16 protein-coding genes are annotated in these 17,025 nt (G+C 64.9%); 2 read left to right on the forward strand and 14 right to left on the reverse strand.

The window, feature by feature from the left end:
- Window position 1: 1 nt before the first annotated feature.
- The 6 genes from miaA to F8O09_RS03745 form a co-directional block, all read right to left on the reverse strand.
- Window positions 2-961 (reverse strand): tRNA (adenosine(37)-N6)-dimethylallyltransferase MiaA, encoded by a 960-nt coding sequence (gene miaA / locus F8O09_RS03720; RefSeq protein WP_158053972.1) that lies wholly within the window; start codon window positions 959-961, stop codon window positions 2-4.
- Window positions 961-2,463, reverse strand: a complete 1,503-nt coding sequence (gene miaB / locus F8O09_RS03725; protein WP_158053973.1) for a tRNA (N6-isopentenyl adenosine(37)-C2)-methylthiotransferase MiaB — start codon at window positions 2,461-2,463, stop codon at window positions 961-963. The genes miaA and miaB overlap by 1 nt, the downstream gene beginning before the upstream one ends.
- A 102-nt stretch (window positions 2,464-2,565) precedes the next feature.
- Window positions 2,566-3,324, reverse strand: a complete 759-nt coding sequence (locus tag F8O09_RS03730; RefSeq protein ID WP_158053974.1) for a regulatory protein RecX — start codon at window positions 3,322-3,324, stop codon at window positions 2,566-2,568.
- The gene (gene recA / locus F8O09_RS03735; RefSeq protein WP_158030949.1) at window positions 3,324-4,388 is read right to left on the reverse strand and encodes a recombinase RecA; all 1,065 of its coding nucleotides are present in this window, start codon (window positions 4,386-4,388) and stop codon (window positions 3,324-3,326) included. Before recA ends, F8O09_RS03730 begins: the two co-directional genes overlap by 1 nt.
- Before the next feature lie 233 nt (window positions 4,389-4,621).
- Window positions 4,622-4,858: a DUF3046 domain-containing protein gene (locus F8O09_RS03740; protein ID WP_158053975.1), complete on the reverse strand. Its 237-nt coding sequence runs from the start codon at window positions 4,856-4,858 to the stop codon at window positions 4,622-4,624.
- Between the two features lie 9 nt (window positions 4,859-4,867).
- Window positions 4,868-5,203, reverse strand: coding sequence for a helix-turn-helix domain-containing protein (locus F8O09_RS03745; protein ID WP_158030947.1), 336 nt, complete (start codon window positions 5,201-5,203; stop codon window positions 4,868-4,870).
- 486 nt (window positions 5,204-5,689) lie between these two features.
- Here F8O09_RS03745 and F8O09_RS03750 point away from each other — a divergent pair, with 486 nt between their 5' ends.
- Window positions 5,690-7,075 carry an amino acid permease gene (locus F8O09_RS03750; RefSeq protein ID WP_225732848.1) on the forward strand — a complete coding sequence of 462 codons (1,386 nt, stop codon included), beginning with the start codon at window positions 5,690-5,692 and terminating at the stop codon, window positions 7,073-7,075.
- Here F8O09_RS03750 and F8O09_RS03755 read toward each other — a convergent pair.
- The 6 genes from F8O09_RS03755 to dapA form a co-directional block, all read right to left on the reverse strand.
- A complete protein-coding gene (locus F8O09_RS03755) occupies window positions 7,024-7,884 on the reverse strand; it encodes a sulfurtransferase (protein WP_158053977.1) in 861 nt (286 codons plus the stop codon). The genes F8O09_RS03750 and F8O09_RS03755 overlap by 52 nt on opposite strands.
- 53 nt (window positions 7,885-7,937) lie before the next feature.
- Entirely contained in the window at window positions 7,938-8,447 is a 510-nt protein-coding gene (locus F8O09_RS03760) for a CinA family protein (RefSeq protein WP_225732849.1), read from the reverse strand.
- Complete coding sequence (gene pgsA / locus F8O09_RS03765; protein ID WP_158053978.1) at window positions 8,444-9,085, reverse strand: CDP-diacylglycerol--glycerol-3-phosphate 3-phosphatidyltransferase; 642 nt, start codon at window positions 9,083-9,085, stop codon at window positions 8,444-8,446. The genes F8O09_RS03760 and pgsA overlap by 4 nt, the downstream gene beginning before the upstream one ends.
- A gap of 5 nt (window positions 9,086-9,090) precedes the next feature.
- Window positions 9,091-11,964 carry a DNA translocase FtsK gene (locus tag F8O09_RS03770; protein ID WP_158053979.1) on the reverse strand — a complete coding sequence of 958 codons (2,874 nt, stop codon included), beginning with the start codon at window positions 11,962-11,964 and terminating at the stop codon, window positions 9,091-9,093.
- A gap of 84 nt (window positions 11,965-12,048) precedes the next feature.
- Window positions 12,049-13,770 (reverse strand): ribonuclease J, encoded by a 1,722-nt coding sequence (locus F8O09_RS03775; protein ID WP_225732850.1) that lies wholly within the window; start codon window positions 13,768-13,770, stop codon window positions 12,049-12,051.
- 180 nt (window positions 13,771-13,950) lie between these two features.
- A complete protein-coding gene (dapA, locus tag F8O09_RS03780; RefSeq protein ID WP_158053980.1) occupies window positions 13,951-14,943 on the reverse strand; it encodes a 4-hydroxy-tetrahydrodipicolinate synthase in 993 nt (330 codons plus the stop codon).
- 154 nt (window positions 14,944-15,097) lie between these two features.
- Between dapA and F8O09_RS03785 the strand changes: the two genes are divergently transcribed.
- Window positions 15,098-15,802: an NAD(P)H-binding protein gene (locus F8O09_RS03785; protein ID WP_158053981.1), complete on the forward strand. Its 705-nt coding sequence runs from the start codon at window positions 15,098-15,100 to the stop codon at window positions 15,800-15,802.
- Here F8O09_RS03785 and F8O09_RS03790 read toward each other — a convergent pair.
- Both F8O09_RS03790 and dapB read right to left on the reverse strand, forming a co-directional pair.
- Window positions 15,790-16,281, reverse strand: coding sequence for a hypothetical protein (locus tag F8O09_RS03790; protein WP_158053982.1), 492 nt, complete (start codon window positions 16,279-16,281; stop codon window positions 15,790-15,792). The two genes, F8O09_RS03785 and F8O09_RS03790, sit on opposite strands and share 13 nt — an antisense overlap.
- Before the next feature lies 1 nt (window position 16,282).
- A complete protein-coding gene (gene dapB / locus F8O09_RS03795; RefSeq protein WP_158053983.1) occupies window positions 16,283-16,993 on the reverse strand; it encodes a 4-hydroxy-tetrahydrodipicolinate reductase in 711 nt (236 codons plus the stop codon).
- Between the last annotated feature and the right edge of the window lie 32 nt (window positions 16,994-17,025).

Raw genomic sequence — 17,025 nt, forward strand, 5'->3', positions numbered from 1 at the left:
GTCACTCCGTTTCGTGATCTGGCCGGGCATCGACGTCATGTGCGAGGTCGTCAGCCACAGCGTCGGCGATGCATCGGATGTTCCCAGGGTCTCCGGTGTGCAGCCGCACAGCATCATGGTATCGCCGAAACCAGGTGCGCTGCTTCTTGACGAGTCTCGTCGTGGCGAGCACGGTGTCTTCGACGGCCTGGGTCTCGGAGCAGCGGCCGTGCAGCTGTTCGAGCGCCTCACGATACCCCGTGGCGTGTATCGCCGTCGGGCTGGTGGCGAGCCCCTGCCGATCCAGGGTGCGAACCTCGTCGAGCATTCCGCCGCGCCACATCGCCTGGGTGCGCTCGGCGATGCGCGCGTTCAACACGGCGCGCTCGTCTTCGAGCACGAAGAGCCTCGTGGGCTGCCACAGCTCGGCGGCATCCGCGCGGAACGAACTGAATGGTCTGCCGGTGAGCTCATACACTTCGATGGCTCTGATGACGCGACGTCTGTTGCGCTGGTCGATGCGATCCGCCGCGATCGGATCGACTTCACACAGCAGATCGTGCAGCTGTTCGTCGGTGAGATCTGCTGTCTGCTGCTCGAGTCGCGATCGAATGGCCGGGTCGGTTCCTGGCATCTGCTGCTGATGGATGACAGCCTCGATGTAGAACCCCGACCCGCCCACCATGATGGGATGAACGCCGCGCTGCTGCATCTCGGAGATGACGGCTCTGGCACGTTCGCGGAACCAGGCCGCTGTCGCCTCTTCTGTGATGTCGAGCTCATCGAACAGATGGTGCGGCACGCCACGACGTTCGAGCCCCGTGATCTTCGCCGTGCCGATGTCCATACCACGGTAGACCTGCATCGCATCGGCGTTGACGATCTCACTGGGGATGCCCTGCTCGCGCAGTGCGAGGGCGACGTCGACGGCCAGCGCGCTCTTTCCTGTGGCGGTGGCGCCTGCGATGACGGTCAGCGCCATCAGGATGCGGTGGTCGCTCTGATCGGAATGCTCGGCATGCCGAGACTGACTCGCCCGTCGTCGACGGCGCAGGCGTCGGCTTCGGCGGCCTCCCAGGCATCGCCGGATACGGTGCGGCGCACCCGATACTGGTCTTCTCGCGGATCGGCCAGCAGGTGGAAAGGCGCAGCGTCGGTCACTGGAACCGTCACGAAATCGCCGGGACGAGGCGCATCTGCACCGGCCGGCACGCTGAAGTGGACGAGGCGGTTGTCTGCGGCGCGACCGCTGAGACGATGATTCGCGTGATCTTTGCGTCCCTCGGCGGGCGCGACCAGCACCTCGACGCTGCGGCCGACCTGGTGGCGGTTCTCTTCGAGCGAGATCTGGTTCTGCACTTCGACCAGTCGTTCATAGCGCTCTTGGACCACAGCCTTGGGCACCTGATCTGGCATAGTGGCTGCCGGAGTACCGGGACGAATCGAGTACTGGAAGGTGAACGCGCTGGCGAAGCGCGACTTGCGCACCACGTCGAGAGTCTGTTCGAAGTCTTCGTCGGTCTCGCCGGGAAACCCGACGATGATGTCTGTGCTGATGGCGGCGTCAGGCATACGGTCGCGAACATCGTCGAGGATGCGCAGGAACTTGGCGCTGCGGTACGAGCGGCGCATGGCTTTGAGAACTCTGTCTGAGCCCGACTGCAGTGGCATGTGCAGCTGCGGCATGACTGAGGGAGTGTCAGCCATCGCATCGATGACGTCGGCGGTGAACATGGCCGGATGCGGGCTGGTGAACCGCAGACGCTCAAGCCCGTCGATCGCACCGGCGGTGCGCAGCAGCTTGCCGAAGGCCTTGCGGTCTCCGAAGCCGACGCCATATGAGTTCACGTTCTGCCCGAGCAGCGTGACCTCGATCACGCCCTGATCGACAAGAGCTCCGACCTCGCTCAACACGTCGCCCGGCCGACGGTCTCTCTCTTTGCCACGCAGTGACGGCACGATGCAGAACGTGCATGTGTTGTTGCACCCCACTGAGATAGAGACCCACCCGGACGCATGAGACTCCCGCTTGCTCGGCAGCGTCGATGGAAAGACCTCAAGCGATTCCAGAATCTCGACCTGCGCCTCATGATTGTGTCGCGCGCGTTCGAGCAGCACCGGCAGCGAGCCCATGTTGTGAGTGCCGAAGACCACGTCGACCCAAGGGGCCTTCTCGATGATGCGCCCCTGATCTTTCTGAGCGAGACAGCCCCCGACGGCGATCTGCATGCCCTCGTGCTCCCGTTTCACCGAGGCCAGGTAACCGAGATTGCCGTAAAGGCGATTGTCGGCGTTCTCACGCACAGCGCAGGTGTTGAGCACGATGACGTCGGGTTCCTGCCCGTCTGCCTCGACATAGCCGGCAGCCTCGAGTGATCCACGCAGGTGCTCGGAATCGTGCACGTTCATCTGGCAGCCGAACGAGCGCACCTCGTAGGTGCGGGGCTGGTCGGTGTGTGGTGCGCTCTGTTCGATGGTGCTCATGATGAAGTCATTCTAGGCGACGTCGGTGATACGGCAGAACGCCTCCGTTCTGCGCGGCTCGTACGCCACGAAACGCTCTGCAGAGGTGCCGCCTCGGCGAACCTAGCCAAGCACCCTGGCGATGGCAAGATGAACCGTCTCAGAGTCGAAGCCTTTGCGCTGCAGCGTCGCCGAAAGCCGCTGGCGTTGAGCCGAGGGGGTCTGGGCGCCCAGACTGCGCAGTCGCTTGCGAGCCAGGGCCTCAGCTCGATCGACCTGCTGATCGCCGTCGAGGTCGGCGAGTGTGTCGTCGATGACCGAGCGGTCGAGCCCGCGCTCTTCGAGTGCACGTCGGATGACGATCGTGCCCTGGCCTCGACGACGCAGAATCTGCTCTGCGATGTCCTGAGCGATCTGATGATCGTCGATGTCGCCACGTTGCTGTGCTTCTGCGATCACGGCGTCGACCGCTGCCGGGGAGATCTCGTGTGCGTACAGCGCACCGCGGAGTTCTGACTCCGTTCGGTCTCGACGCGTCAGCAGACGGTCGAGCTCGGCTCGGGCCTGCAGCAGTTCAGGATCAGCTCCGAGCATTTCGCCGAGGGCTGTCGCCGCATCGGCTGCGCCGGCCAGCGCACCCTCAGCGTCGAGCTCGTCGGTGTGATGCTCGGTTTCGCCTGTCGGGCCTGCAGCTGGTGTCTGCGTCTGGGCCTCTGCGTGAGCCTGACCCTGGCCCTGCACAGCGCGAACTCGAGGTGAAAGCGAGATCACCGAGGCGTCAGCACTCTGCTGCCGATGGTTGGAAGCAGTCGCAGTCTGTTCAGACCGGTCGTCGGCATCTCTGCGCCAGGCCCCCAGACTGACGACGTTGTCGTCGCTCATCAGGCCTCTTTTGCCACACGCTTGTCGTCGAGCGATTCGACATTCGACTCTTCTGCGGATTCGGGAGCTGCGATGATGCCCAGACTGACCTTGATCTTGGTCTCGATCTCGTTGGCGATCTCGGCGTGGTCTTTGAGAAACTGTCGAGCGTTCTCTTTGCCCTGACCGAGCTGCTCACCTTCGTAGGTGTACCACGCCCCAGACTTGCGCACGAAGCCGTTGTCGACACCGTAGTCGATCAGACCGCCCTCACGTGAGATGCCTTCGCCGTAGAGAATGTCGAACTCGGCCTGCTTGAACGGCGGAGCCATCTTGTTCTTGACGACTTTGACACGTGTGCGGTTGCCCACTGCGCTGCCGCTGTCTTTCAGAGTCTCGATGCGACGGATGTCAAGACGCACCGATGCATAGAATTTCAGTGCCTTTCCGCCTGAGGTGGTCTCAGGGCTGCCGAAGAACACACCGACTTTTTCACGCAGCTGGTTGATGAAGATCGCCGTGGTCTTCGAATGCGAAAGCGCACCGGTCAGCTTTCGCAGGGCCTGGCTCATCAGTCGTGCCTGCAGACCCACATGCGAGTCGCCCATGTCGCCCTCGAGCTCGGCTCGCGGAACCAACGCAGCCACCGAGTCGATGACGATGACGTCGATCGACCCCGAGCGGATCAGCATGTCGGCGATCTCAAGCGCTTGCTCACCGGTGTCGGGCTGAGAGACGAGCAGCTGGTCGATATCGACGCCAAGCTTGTGAGCGTAGTCAGGATCGAGCGCATGCTCGGCGTCGATGAACGCAGCGATGCCGCCGTTCTTCTGTGCATTGGCGAGTGCGTGCAGAGCCACTGTGGTCTTACCCGAGGACTCAGGGCCGTAGATCTCGACGATTCGGCCTCTCGGCAGCCCGCCGATGCCGAGCGCGGCGTCAAGTGCGATCGACCCCGTGGGAATCACCTCGACAGGTGCACGCTCGTCGCTGCCCAACCGCATGACCGACCCCTTGCCAAATTGGCGGTCGATCTGTGCCAGCGCCGTGTCAAGCGCTTTATGACGATCATTTGCTGCAGCCATGTGCTTCCTCATCTCTGGTCGACGTTCACATTCTGTGATGAAGATCACGTTAGAGCCGACCACTGACATTCCTGTACGACGTCGACTGTCTGTGGAGAAGCAGACTGGCGACGACGCGCTCTGCAGAGAACGTTAGCAGAAGATTCGAAGATATGTTCGAAGAGCAAGCTGCGTGTCTCCAGCGTTCGACTCCTCGTCACGGACCTGAGGATTCGACACGAGACGGCAGTGCGTCAGGAGCGCATCCGATTCTTGGCCGCTTTGGGGTCGACGCCATGCCACCGACTTTTGGGCACGTCTGCTGCTGCGCACAGCGCCAGCCAGACCTCACGAGGCTCATCGCCTCTGGCCAATGCGACTCTGCCGGTCACGTCGCCGCAGGCACCCAGCACAAGGTCATCGACCAGCACCTGCCCGTACGCGCTGCCGAACTCGTTCTCGACGAACTCCCAGAACTGGCTGTTGCGCATCGGCTGGGCTCAGCGCGCTGAAGGAACGTAGCGGTCGACGTCGTCGAGCAGCTCGTCAGGAATCGTGTCGGGAATGCCCGACATATCGTCGAAGGGATGCGCAGTGATGCCCTCGAGCGTGGCCATGCGATCACTCACCTGACGCATGATCTGCGAGACCGGCACATCAAGCGCGTCGGCAACCGACGCGAGAATCTCGCTCGACGCCTCTTTCTGCCCGCGTTCGACCTCGCTGAGGTACCCGAGCGCAACGCTTGCCCGACCGGCCACCTGGCGAAGCGTGTGGCCGCGTTCCTGTCGCAGATCCCGGAGCACATCACCGAGCTCCTGGCGAAGCAATACCATCGGTTCTCCTCTCCGGCCCGCTTGAGCCTGGCTGTTGCGGCTACGAACCAGAGTAGCCCACCCCTGTGACAAGGTATGCAGAGTGACAGCTCATGCACAATTACTGAAGGCCATGGGGTTCTGTTGGTACAACGAAGGTGCACCACACGCTATTCCCGCAATGTGACACACACGATTCACACGGTTCGGCACACACGATTCCCACGGTGCGGTACACACGATTTCGCGAGAGCTGTGCACCCCTGAGGCGGCGAACACGACGACCCTGGCCCCGTCGCGCGCAGCTGCCCCGGCACTAGACTCGTCCAAGATCCATGCGGCGCACCGAGGAGCGGAACCTCTCGTTCCCAGCTTCACCGCGGCCTCCGACAGCCCAGCTGCGCCGACCGAGAGATGAGGAATCCCATGCAGGACGGGCAGACGAGCAGAGAGACGAGCTCGAGCACGACGAAGGCGAGAAGCGGCTTTCGCACGAGACACCTGACCATGATGGGTCTGGGCTCGGCCATCGGCGCCGGCCTTTTTCTCGGCAGCGGGGCAGGCATCGCGATGGCGGGGCCCGCGATCATCGTCTCCTACGCCGTAGCCGGCGCTCTCGTGCTCATCGTGATGCGCGCCGTCGCCGAGATGGTCTCGGCACGCCCCTCGACAGGCTCGTTCGCCACCTACGCGTCACAGGCGTTCAACAAGAAGGCCGGGTTCACCCTCGGCTGGCTGTACTGGTTTCTGCTGATCATGGTGCTCATCGCCGAGATCAGCGGAGCCGCCGGCATTCTCCACTCGCTGGTTCCCACAGTGCCGCAGTGGGGCTGGGCGCTGATCTTCGTGGTCTCGTTCGCGGCGGTCAATCTCTGGGGCGTTCGCAACTTCGGCGAGTTCGAATTCTGGCTCTCGGGGGTCAAGGTCGTCACCGTCGTGGTCTTCCTGATCATCGGCGTCGCACTGATCGTCGGCATTGTGGGCGACGGCCCGGTGGGCTTCTCGAACTTGGTCGAACACGGCGGCTTCGCTCCGCAGGGCTTCAGCGGTGTCGCGGCCGGGCTGCTCGCCGTGATGTTCAGCTTCGGCGGCATCGAGATCATCACGATCGCCGCGGCCGAGGCCGATCGCCCGCGTGAGGCGATCCGCGCGGCGACCAAGAGCATCTTCTGGCGCATCCTCATCTTCTACATCGGCAGCATGCTCGTCATCGCCACGCTGCTGCCGTGGAACGACCCGGCGGTCAGCGGCCCGAACGGCCCGTTCGTCGCAGTGCTGCAGCTGGCTCACATACCGGCCATTGCGACGGTCATGCAGATCATCGCCGCCCTCGCGCTGCTGTCGGCGTTCAACGCGAACATCTACGCGACCTCGCGCATGGCCTATTCGCTGACAGCGCAGGGTGAGGGGTTCGCTCCCCTGCTGCATCTGTCGAAACGCAAAGTGCCGACCAATGCCGTCTTGGCCTCGATCGTGCTCTCGTTGGTCGGGGTGTTCCTCAACTGGTGGATTCCCGGTCAGGTCTTCACTGTGCTGCTCGACCTCGTCGGCGCTGCGCTGCTGGTCGTCTGGGCGGGCATGCTCGCGTCACAGCTGCGTCTGCACCGCGAGCTCGAGCGCGAGGGGTCGATCAGTCTGCGCATGTGGTGGCACCCGTGGCTGTCGTGGATCGGGCTCATCGGGCTCGCCGCGTTCGCCGGGCTGATGCTCTGGAACGAACAGACTCGCTGGCAGCTGCTCGGCACGATCGCCATCACGCTGGTGATCTGGCTCATCGGCCTCGTCAGAGGCGTCGATCGACACCGTTCGACGATGCCCGGCGACCTGTCGCCTGAGGCTGGTCAGGGCAGCGGGCCAGTCGTGACGGGGCGTCCGGGCGTCGACGACCACTGACTCCACGAGCCGGGATAGAGCGCCGCATCGATTCCAGCAAGGCTGAGCGCCAGAATCGTGTGTGTCGCTGACACGCCTGATCCGCAGTGCACCGCCACGGAGGTCGTGCCGTCGATGCCGAGACCGGCAAAGCGCTCGCGCAGCTCGTTCGGCGAACGGAACGTGCCGTCGTCTGCGAGGTTCTCATCGGTCGGTGCGTTCACCGCACCCGGAATGTGCCCCGCCTGCGGATCGACCGGCTCGCTCTCGCCGCGGTAGCGTTCGAGCGCACGGATGTCGACCAGAGTGCCATGCTGTGGCAGACGGCCCGCCTCGTCCATAGTGACGGTCGGCAGATGGCCGAAGCGCACGGTCACCGTGCCGTCGTCGCCGGCGACGACGTCGCCTGCCTGCAGCGGCCGACCCTCGGCTCTCCATTTGGCGAGCACTCCGTCGAGCAGTCGAACGTTCTCGAAACCGGCGTCTCGCAGCAGCCACCAGGCGCGCGTCGCGGCGATGCCTCCGACGTCGTCATAGACGACCACCAAGTCTTCGGGGCGCAGCCCCCACCTCCGCACAGCTCGCTGAAAGCGTGCGGTTGAGGGCAGTGGATGCCGCCCGAGCTCTGGTGCAGCAGGATCGGCGAGCTCGACGTCGAGGTCGACGTAGATCGCTCCGGGCAGATGCCCTGCCAGATACTCGTCATGGGTGCGATCATTGCCAAGCTGCCAGCGCACGTCGAGCAGCACCAGACGGGGAGCATCCGCCTGCCCGCGCTGGTCGATGAGCGCCGCGACCTCGTCAGTCGAGATGAGCGGATCGATGACCATATGACTCCTTTGTCGGTGAGTTGTGCAGCAGGCGTCGAGCAGGGCGACGCCGATCAACGCATGCCGAGATCGATGTGCTCCCAGAGATGATCGAGGGCGGCCGAGACCGTTGCCTCGCGAATCGCCTGACGGCTGCCACCGAAATGATGTGCGAAATGAGTCACACCGGACTGTGACGCCAGGCCGATAAAGACCGTGCCCGGAGGCTGGTCGTCTTGCCAGTCGGGGCCGGCGACTCCCGTGGTCGAGATGCCCACGGTCGAGACCAGCGGCCCCTGGGCCAGCCGCTCACGCACGCCGAGCGCCATCTCTTCGGCCACCTGCGGGTCGACCGCGCCGCGTTCTTCGAGCAGCTGTTTGTCGACGCCGAGCAGACGGTGCTTGAGCGGAGTCTGGTAGGCCGTGATGCCTCCGGCGAGCACCTTCGATGCACCGGGCACATCGGCCAGCGCCGCACTGACGAGACCTGCGGTGAGCGACTCTGCGACAGCGATGGTGAGCCCGAGCCGCGTGTAGTGCTGAATGATGAATCCCTGCCGGCTGATCGGCTGTTCTGCCATCATCGGGTGCCTCCTGGCTGTGTTGTGTCGTCGGCAGACGAGCGCGCTCGGTGCCCGCGAACGGCATCGACGGCATAGGCGACGCCGCTGTACAGAGTGAGCAGCACTGCCGCTGCCAGCAGCGCCCATGTGATCCACTGGAACCAGGCGACGTGGAGCGCGAAGGGTGCGAGGGCACAGGCGATGGCGACCGACTGCACTACCGTCTTGAGTTTGCCTGCTCGCGAGGCGGGAATCACCAGGTGCGACCGCAGAGCGATGACGCGATAGATCGTGATGCCGATCTCACGCAGCAGGATGACGATTGTCACGGCCCACCACACATCGCCGACGATGCTGAGGCCGATGAGTGTCAGGCCGGTCATGCCTTTGTCTGCGATCGGATCGGCGATCTTGCCGAAGTCGGTGATCTGCCCCCAGCTGCGCGCGAGATGACCGTCGACGCCGTCTGAGGCCATCGCCACGATGAACAGCACGGTTGCCCACCAGCGCAGACCGCCGCCGTGCACCCCGGCCGCGTCGACCAGCAGCAGCACGAAGACGACGGGTGCGAAGAGGATGCGTACGACCGTGATCGCATTCGGCAGGTTCCAGGGTGAGGGCTGAGCGTCGCTCGAGCGCGCCGGGGTGGGTGTGGTCATCTGGGTCATCTTCCTGTCAGCTGCCAGGCGTCCTGACTCGAGCCGCCATGCCGACGGCCGTCGTCCAAGTCGTCAAGATCGTTCGAGAGCACCGGTTTGCTGGGATCGACACCTCGGGCGTCGGGTCCCGTCGGTGCGTGGTTGTCGGGACCGCCATAACCGGCGACGTGCCCGCGCGCTGCGGCCGACTCAGCCTCGTGTTGGGCGTTGCGGCTCTCATGAGACTGCCCGGCCGCGCTGCCGGCCGAGCCCGTCGGATACCCGCCGCTGGGTGCGTCGCCGCCCGCGGCTGGCGTCGCACCGTCGGCTCCGTCGTCATCGGCGTCGTAGATGCTGTCGCGCTCGCCTCGGAGGTAGGCCAAGACGTTCGGCAGATACTCTGACGTCACCAGCACATCGCGCGCCTTCGACCCCTCAGAGGGACCGACGATGTCACGCGACTCGAGCAGGTCCATCAGACGCCCGGCTTTGGCGAAGCCGACGCGCAGCTTGCGCTGCAGCATCGATGTCGAGCCGAACTGGTTCGAGACGATCAGCTCGGCCGCAGCCAGCAGATCTTCGAGATCGTTGCCGATGTCGGCGTCGATGTGCTTCTTCTCAGCCTCTGGTGCAGCGGTGACGTCTTCGCGGTAGTCCGGGTTGGCCTGCTGTCGAACATGATCGACGATCGCATGGATCTCGCCCTCTTCTACCCAGGCGCCCTGGACACGAGCCGGTTTGTTGGCACCCATCGGCAGGAAGAGCGCGTCACCCTGCCCGATCAGCTTGTCTGCGCCGGCCTGGTCGAGGATCACGCGGGAGTCGGTGACGCTGGTCACGGCGAACGCGAGACGGCTCGGAACGTTGGCCTTGATGAGACCGGTGACCACGTCAACGCTCGGTCGCTGCGTCGCGAGCACCAAGTGGATGCCGCTGGCACGGGCGAGCTGAGTGATGCGCACGATCGAGTCTTCGACGTCTTTGGGCGCGACCATCATCAGGTCGGCGAGCTCGTCAACGACGACCAGCAGGTAGGGATACGGCCTGAGCACGCGCTTCGAGCCTGTAGGAGGCTGCACCTCTCCGTTGACGACGGCCTTGTTGAAGTCGTCGATGTGTTTGAAGCCGTAGTTGGCCAGATCGTCGTAGCGGTGATCCATCTCTTTGACCACCCACTGCAGCGCGTCTGCCGCCCGCTTGGGGTTGGTGATGATCGGGGTGATCAGGTGAGGCACTCCGGCGTAGTTCGACAGTTCCACACGCTTCGGGTCGACCAGGACGAGTCGCACCTGTGCCGGCGTGGACCGCAGCAGGATCGAGGTGATCATCGAGTTCACGAAACTCGACTTGCCCGACCCGGTCGAGCCTGCCACCAGCAGATGCGGCATCTTGGCGAGGTTCGCCAGCACGAAGCCGCCTTCGACGTCTTTGCCGACGCCGATGGTCAGCGGATGGTGGCTCTTCTGCGCCGCCGGCGACCGCAGGATGTCTCCCAGATGCACCGTCTCGCGGTCGCGGTTCGGAATCTCGACGCCGATGGCCGATTTTCCGGGAATCGGCGACAGAATGCGCACATCGGCGCTGGCAACCTGGTACGCGATGTTCTTGCTGAGTGCAGTGAATCGCTCGACCTTGACGCCCGGACCGAGTTCGACCTCGTAGCGGGTCACCGTCGGGCCTCGGCTGAATCCGGTGACTTTGCCGTCGACGCCGAACTGCTGCATGACGTCGGTCAGCTGTGCGATGACTTCGTCATTGACCTTGGTGCGTGCCTGTGCGGGTGCCCCCTTGCTCAGCAGGTCGATCTCGGGCAGCTGATAGGGATGCTCTGGGTCGTCAAACGAGGCAGGCTCAGGTTCGAAGGTGTCTGGTTCGTCACTGGGAGCAGCACCGTGCTCCCCCTCACTGAGCACCTCGGTGTGGGTGTTGTCAGCGGCGTGCACGGTCGCGGCGGGTTCGTCGGGAATGTCGAAGAGTGCGGCGACTTCGTCTGCGGCAGGCGTCTCGGCGCTTTCGATCGCCTCGTGCTCGGCTGCCTCTGCGGCCTTCTTCGCACGGCGTTCGGCCCGGCTCGGGCGACTGCGCCGACCGGGCTGCTGCGGGCTCTCTTCGGAGCGGTCGCTCGCCAGCAGCGGACGTGTCGGCGGAAGCTGTTCGCCCGGCACTCTCTTGGCCTCGTCGGCCTCGCGGGAAGCACTGTGATCGAGGCCGAACATGTAGGCATAGGCCTCGCGCAGCCGACTCATGATGCGGTTCGGCGGCGTCTTGGTGAGAATGAGCAGTGAGAGCAGCAGCAGAACGGTGAGCACCGGCACAGCGAACCAGACCGTGAGGCGGATCGGCAGGAAGGCGACGGTGAAGCCGATGATGCCGCCGGCCTGGGCGACGTGTTCGAGGCCGTCGTCAGCTGGAACGGGGTTGCCTGCCGCAACCTGCCAGAGCCCGGCGAGCATAGCGACGAAGAGTCCCAGACCGATGCCGATGCGACCGGTCTCAGCGGCCTTGACCGGGTGGTGGAACAGCCAGAGACACAGCAGAAAGAAGAGCACTGGCAGCAGCGTGGCAGACCCCCCGAAGAGCGCCCCGAACGTTGCGGTGTGCAGCGCGTGCCCGACGGCTGAGGTGGGCAGGAACCACTCGACGACGACACCGAGAACCGCCAGCACGAAGAGAGCGAAGGGAAACCCGTCGCGGCGTTCGTCTGCTGGCACCTTGTCTGGAGCGAATGCGCGTGCGGCGGCGCCCACGCCATGCGCGCACGCCATGTAGGCACGCCTTACAAACGGCCCGAACCCCTCGCCTTCGGTCTGCACGCGCTTGGCCTGGCCCTTCTGCGCGTCTTGGAGCACGCGGGTCTTCGCCGTCTTCGCGGCGGGTTTCGTTCGGGGTTGTCGAGCCATGGCCTCAACGGTACCGCCAGCCGCAGACGCTTGCACGCATACACGCTGGCGGCACCGGGAAGAGTCCGAGCTGCAAAGCCGAGATCAGTCGCTCTCTGTGACGATCTCGACGTCGTCGATCGACTCGGCCGGGAGCACGATCGGCACGATCATCGGCTTGCGGCGAAGCCTCTGGCTGACCCACCGGCCGACAGTGCGGCGCACGACCTGCTGCATGACGTGCGGGTTGCGCTCGCCCTCTGCGTAGACGTCTGCGATCGCACGTTCGACACGTGGCACGACGTCGTCGAAGACCTTGTCGTCTTCGGCAAGACCGCGCGCCTGAATCTCAGGCCCGACGACCAGGTGGCCGTCGTTCATGTTGATGCCGATGATCACCGTGATGAAGCCCTCGGCGCTCAGCGTGCGCCGATCCCGCAGGTCGGCCTCGGTGATCTCTCCCACCGACGAGCCGTCGACGAAGATGTGGTCGTTGCGGTACTGACCGGTGATCTTCGCTCGTCCCTTCGCCAGATCGATGACCGACCCCGAGTGCGCGACGACGATGCCCTTGGGGTTCACACCGGTCGAAGCCGCCAGCCCAGCGTTGGCGTGCAGATGGCGGACCTCGCCGTGAACCGGCATCGCCATGTGGGGACGCACCACGTTGTACCACTGCAGCAGCTCGCCCGAGTTGCCGTGACCCGAGACGTGCACCTTGGCGTTGCCCTTGTGGATGACGTCGGCACCCTTCTCGATCAAGTTGTTGATCAGACCAGAGACCGCAGTCTCGTTGCCCGGGATCAGCGACGATGCCAGCAGAACGGTATCGCCCTTCTCGACAGTGATCGAAGGGTGTGAGCCATTGGCGATGCGAGACAGCGCGGCCAGCGATTCGCCCTGCGAGCCGGTGCAGATGTAGACCAGCTTCTCGCGCGGCATCTTGCCGGCCTTCTTCAGATCGACCAGGGCGTTGTCGGGAATGTTGAGGTATCCCAGTTCGCGGGCGATCGTCAGGTTGCGCAGCATGGAACGGCCGACCAGCACGATCTTGCGTCTCGCCTTGATGGCGGCGTCGGCGATCTGCTGCACGCGGTGCACATGCGACGAGAACGTCGACACGATCACCTGCTGCTTCGCCTCGCTGATCACACGGCGGATCGCCGGGCCGACGCTGCGCTCAGAGTCGGAGTGCCCCGGCACCTCGGCGTTGGTCGAGTCCATCAGCAGCAGATCGACGCCTTCGGCGCCGAGACGTCCCAGGCCCTGGAAGTCGGTGACGCGACCGTCGATGGGGGTCTGGTCGACCTTGATGTCACCGGTGTGCAGCAGCGTGCCGGCCGGTGTGTGCATGGCGACGGCGAGACAGTCGGGAATCGAATGGGTCACCGTGAAGAACTCGAGCACGAACTCGCCGACGGTCAGTTTGTCTCGTGCCTCGACGACGATCGACTCGGGGGTGATGTGGTGCTCTTTGAGCTTCGCCTCGGTGAGCCCCAGCGTCAGACGTGAGCCGATCAGAGGAATGTCGTCGCGCAGTTTGAGCAGGTACGGCACAGCACCGATGTGGTCTTCGTGGCCGTGAGTGAGCACGAGCGCGTCGATGTCGTCGAGACGATCGGCGATCGGTGCGAAGTCAGGCAGGATGAGATCGACGCCGGGCTGTGAGTCTTCGGGGAAGAGCACGCCGCAGTCGACGATGAGCAGACGTCCGTTGAGCTCGAACGCCGTCATGTTGCGTCCGACCTCGCCGAGGCCGCCCAATGGGATGATGCGCAGAGTGTCTTTGCGCAGTTTCGGTGGCTGATTGATTACTACAGCGGACAAATCCGACCTTCCGTGGGCACACTCGTGCCCGTGCTTCGTGCGGCTCCAACGTGGAGACTCGCGTCTTCATGGCCGTGCCTCCTGCACGACATGTACATCTCTTCTCGTCACCGGAGCAGGCGAACGTCGCGCGATCAGCCTGCGCTGGTCACGCTGCGCAGTGCGCGGACGGCGTGCCGCTCAGGCGTTGCGCCGCGCCGCGCCGGGGATGCGCGGCAGTGCTCCTCCGGCCGCAGCGTTGCGGTCGGGGCGGAAATCTGTGAAGTCGACGCCGGGAATGCTCTCGACCGCGTCGATGTCGGCCTCGATGAGCGCGGCTTCGGCGTCTTCTGGACCGACCAGCGGCAGTCGCACGCGCGGGCTGCCGATGCGGCCGAGACCGTGCAGGATGTACTTCGTCGACACCGTGCCAGGAATGTGCGTCATGGTCGCCCGCACCAGTGGTTCGAGCTGACGGTGCACGTCGAGCGCCGTCGCGAAATCGTTGGCGTTGACGGCGTCGAACATCTTGCGGTATGCGGCCGACACGATGTTGGCGGTCACGCTCACCACGCCGACCGCACCGAGCGCGGCGTGCGCCAGCGCATGCGTGTCGTCACCGGAGTAGTAGGCCAGGCCGGTCTCGTTCAGCACCCGCGAAACCTGTGCGAAGTCGCCCTTGGCGTCTTTGACCGCGACCACGTTGGGATGCTTCGCGGCGCGCGAGATGGTCTCGTACGTCAGCGGAATGCCAGCACGCCCAGGGATGTCATAGAGGATCACTGGAAGATCGGTGGCGTCTGCGACCATGCGGATGTGTGTGAGCACGCCCGCCTGCGTCGGCTTCAGGTAGTACGGGGTCACGAGCAGAATGCCGTCGGCCCCGGCGGCCTCGGATTCGCGGGCCAGCTGGATAGCGTGTGCCGTCTCGTTGGAGGGTCCGCCTGAGATGATGCGGGCACGGCCTGAGGCCACCTGTTTCGCAGTGCGAACCAGCTGGATCTTCTCGGCGTCAGTGAGCGTCGAGGTCTCACCGGTTGTGCCGCTGACGACGATTCCATCGGCGCCTTGAGTGACGCAGTCATCGATCAGCGCTTCGACTCCGGCCCAGTCGACTTCACCGTCGGCGCGCATGGGAGTGACGACTGCGACCAGCACCTGGCCGAGCTGCTTGATGATCTCTGTCTCTGGCATCACCTCAGTTTACCCCGCAGGCAGGCGGCTGGCCACATTTCGCGCGTGCCCGGTGCCGAAGCATGCCGCAGGCCTCTGCTGCGCGGCGGCGTCTCTGCTGACAGAATGGGCGAACGCAATGCGACCGGAGCAGGGCCAGACCGAAGGAGCCACCATGTCGACCATCGCCATCGTCGGAGGGCACGGCAAGATCGCGCTGCTGCTCACGGAGCGTCTCTCGTCGGCCGGGCACACGGTGCTCAACGTCGTTCGCGACGCCCGCCATGAGCCCGATGTGCTGGAGCGCGGCGGAACCCCGCTGCTCGCCGACCTCGAAGCGGCGAACGCCGTCGAACATCTCACCGAGAGGTTTCAGAATGCGGATGCCGTGGTCTTCGCCGCTGGGGCGGGCGGCGGTTCCGGTGTGGCTCGCAAGCACACCGTCGACTACCTCGGTTCTGTTCGCAGTGCGGACGCAGCCGTCGCGGCCGGGGTGCGCCGCTTCGTCCAGATCTCGTTCATCGGCGCCGAGCAGGACGAGCTCGGCCTCGATGACGAGGTCTTCACCGCGTACCACCACGCCAAACGAGACGCGGATCGTGCGCTGCAGAGCCGCGACGACCTGGACTGGACGATCGTGCGACCCGGCCGCCTGACCGACGACCCGGCCTGCGGTTCGGTTGCTCTCGGCACCGGGTTCGCCCGGCGAACGGCCGAGGGCGGTGCGTCCGACAGCATCACACGCGCCGATGTCGCGGCGCTGCTGCAGGCGGTGCTCGACGAGCCGGGCACCGTCGGCCGTGCGATCGACGCGCTCGAGGGAACCGCAGCGATCGCAGCAGCCGTCGCCCAGCTCTTCGGCGTGCCTCAGTCTCGCTGAGCCGATTCTGCCTGCGGCGCCTTGCGCTCGACGCGAATCGCCTGCACGATGGTGCGTCGGCCGTCGGATCGACGCCCTGCGGCATCCTGCATGAGCCCCAGACGCAGAAGATCCTGCCAGGTCGCCCGGTCCCCTGCCTGTTCGACTGCCGCAGCCAGGTCGTCGACGCGCTGCGTGGCGACCTCGCGATCGGCTTTTCCGCTCGGTCGCAGCGGCAGGTCGTCGGTGGGCAAGGCGCCCTCTCGCGACAGCCTCGCGATGAGTCGGTTGGCACGCACGGCGAATCGCATCTCGGCATAGATCACATAGACGCCGAGCAGCGGAAAGATCAGCAGGAACGCGCCCATCGTCTTCGCAATCGGATCATGCAGGCCGATCAGCACGAAGGCGCGCTCGAACACGGTGAAGATGTACAGGGCCAGAAAGACGATCATGACGATCGCCAGGGTCAGTGCCCGAGACTGAGCGCGGCGGTCCATCTCAGAGCCCGATGACGTCGGCGAGCCCGACGGTCGTACCGGTCTGCTCGTGTGCGAAGACGATGCTGCGTGCGATGCCGTCTCGGTAGGCGTCGATGCTCAGGGTGTCATGCCGCAGCGTCAGCGTCTCAGCGGTACCGCCGAAGATGACCTGCTGCACGGCGTCGACTCCCTGCAGACGCAGCGAGTGCACCGGAATTCCCTCGACCAGCTGGCCGCGAGCGGTCTGGTCGGTGTTCGGCTGCGCGTAGGGACCGTGTGCGGCCGCAATGAGCTCGGCCGTGCGCACCGCGGTGCCCGAAGGGGAATCCTTCTTGCGGGCAGGGTGCGCCTCGACCACCTCGACCGAATCGTAGAGCGGTGCGGCGAGCTGCGCGAGTTTGGTGGCCAGTGCTGAGCTGACCGAGAAGTTCGGCACGATCACCAGCGAGCTGCGATCTGCCCGATCGGCGACCTCGGCGATGCGCTCGGCGTTCCAGCCCGACGTGCCGACGACCACGTCGATGCCGTGGTCAAGCGCGTGGTCGACGATCTTTCGGCTGGCGTCATAGATCGTGAAGTCGACCACGACGTCGGCTCCCTCCATCTTGCTCAGCGAGCTGTGCGAATCGAGTGTCGAGTGCAGCGCGAAACGGTCGTCGTGTTCGATGATGTCTTCGACGAGCCGCCCCATGCGCCCGGTGGCGCCGGTGACAGAGATGTTGAGAGTCATGCGTTCAGTGTAGTGCGGGCGGTCTACGCCCC

Source organism: Pseudoclavibacter sp. CFCC 11306 (assembly GCF_008831235.1).
Classification (GTDB): Bacteria; Actinomycetota; Actinomycetes; order Actinomycetales; family Microbacteriaceae; genus Pseudoclavibacter_A.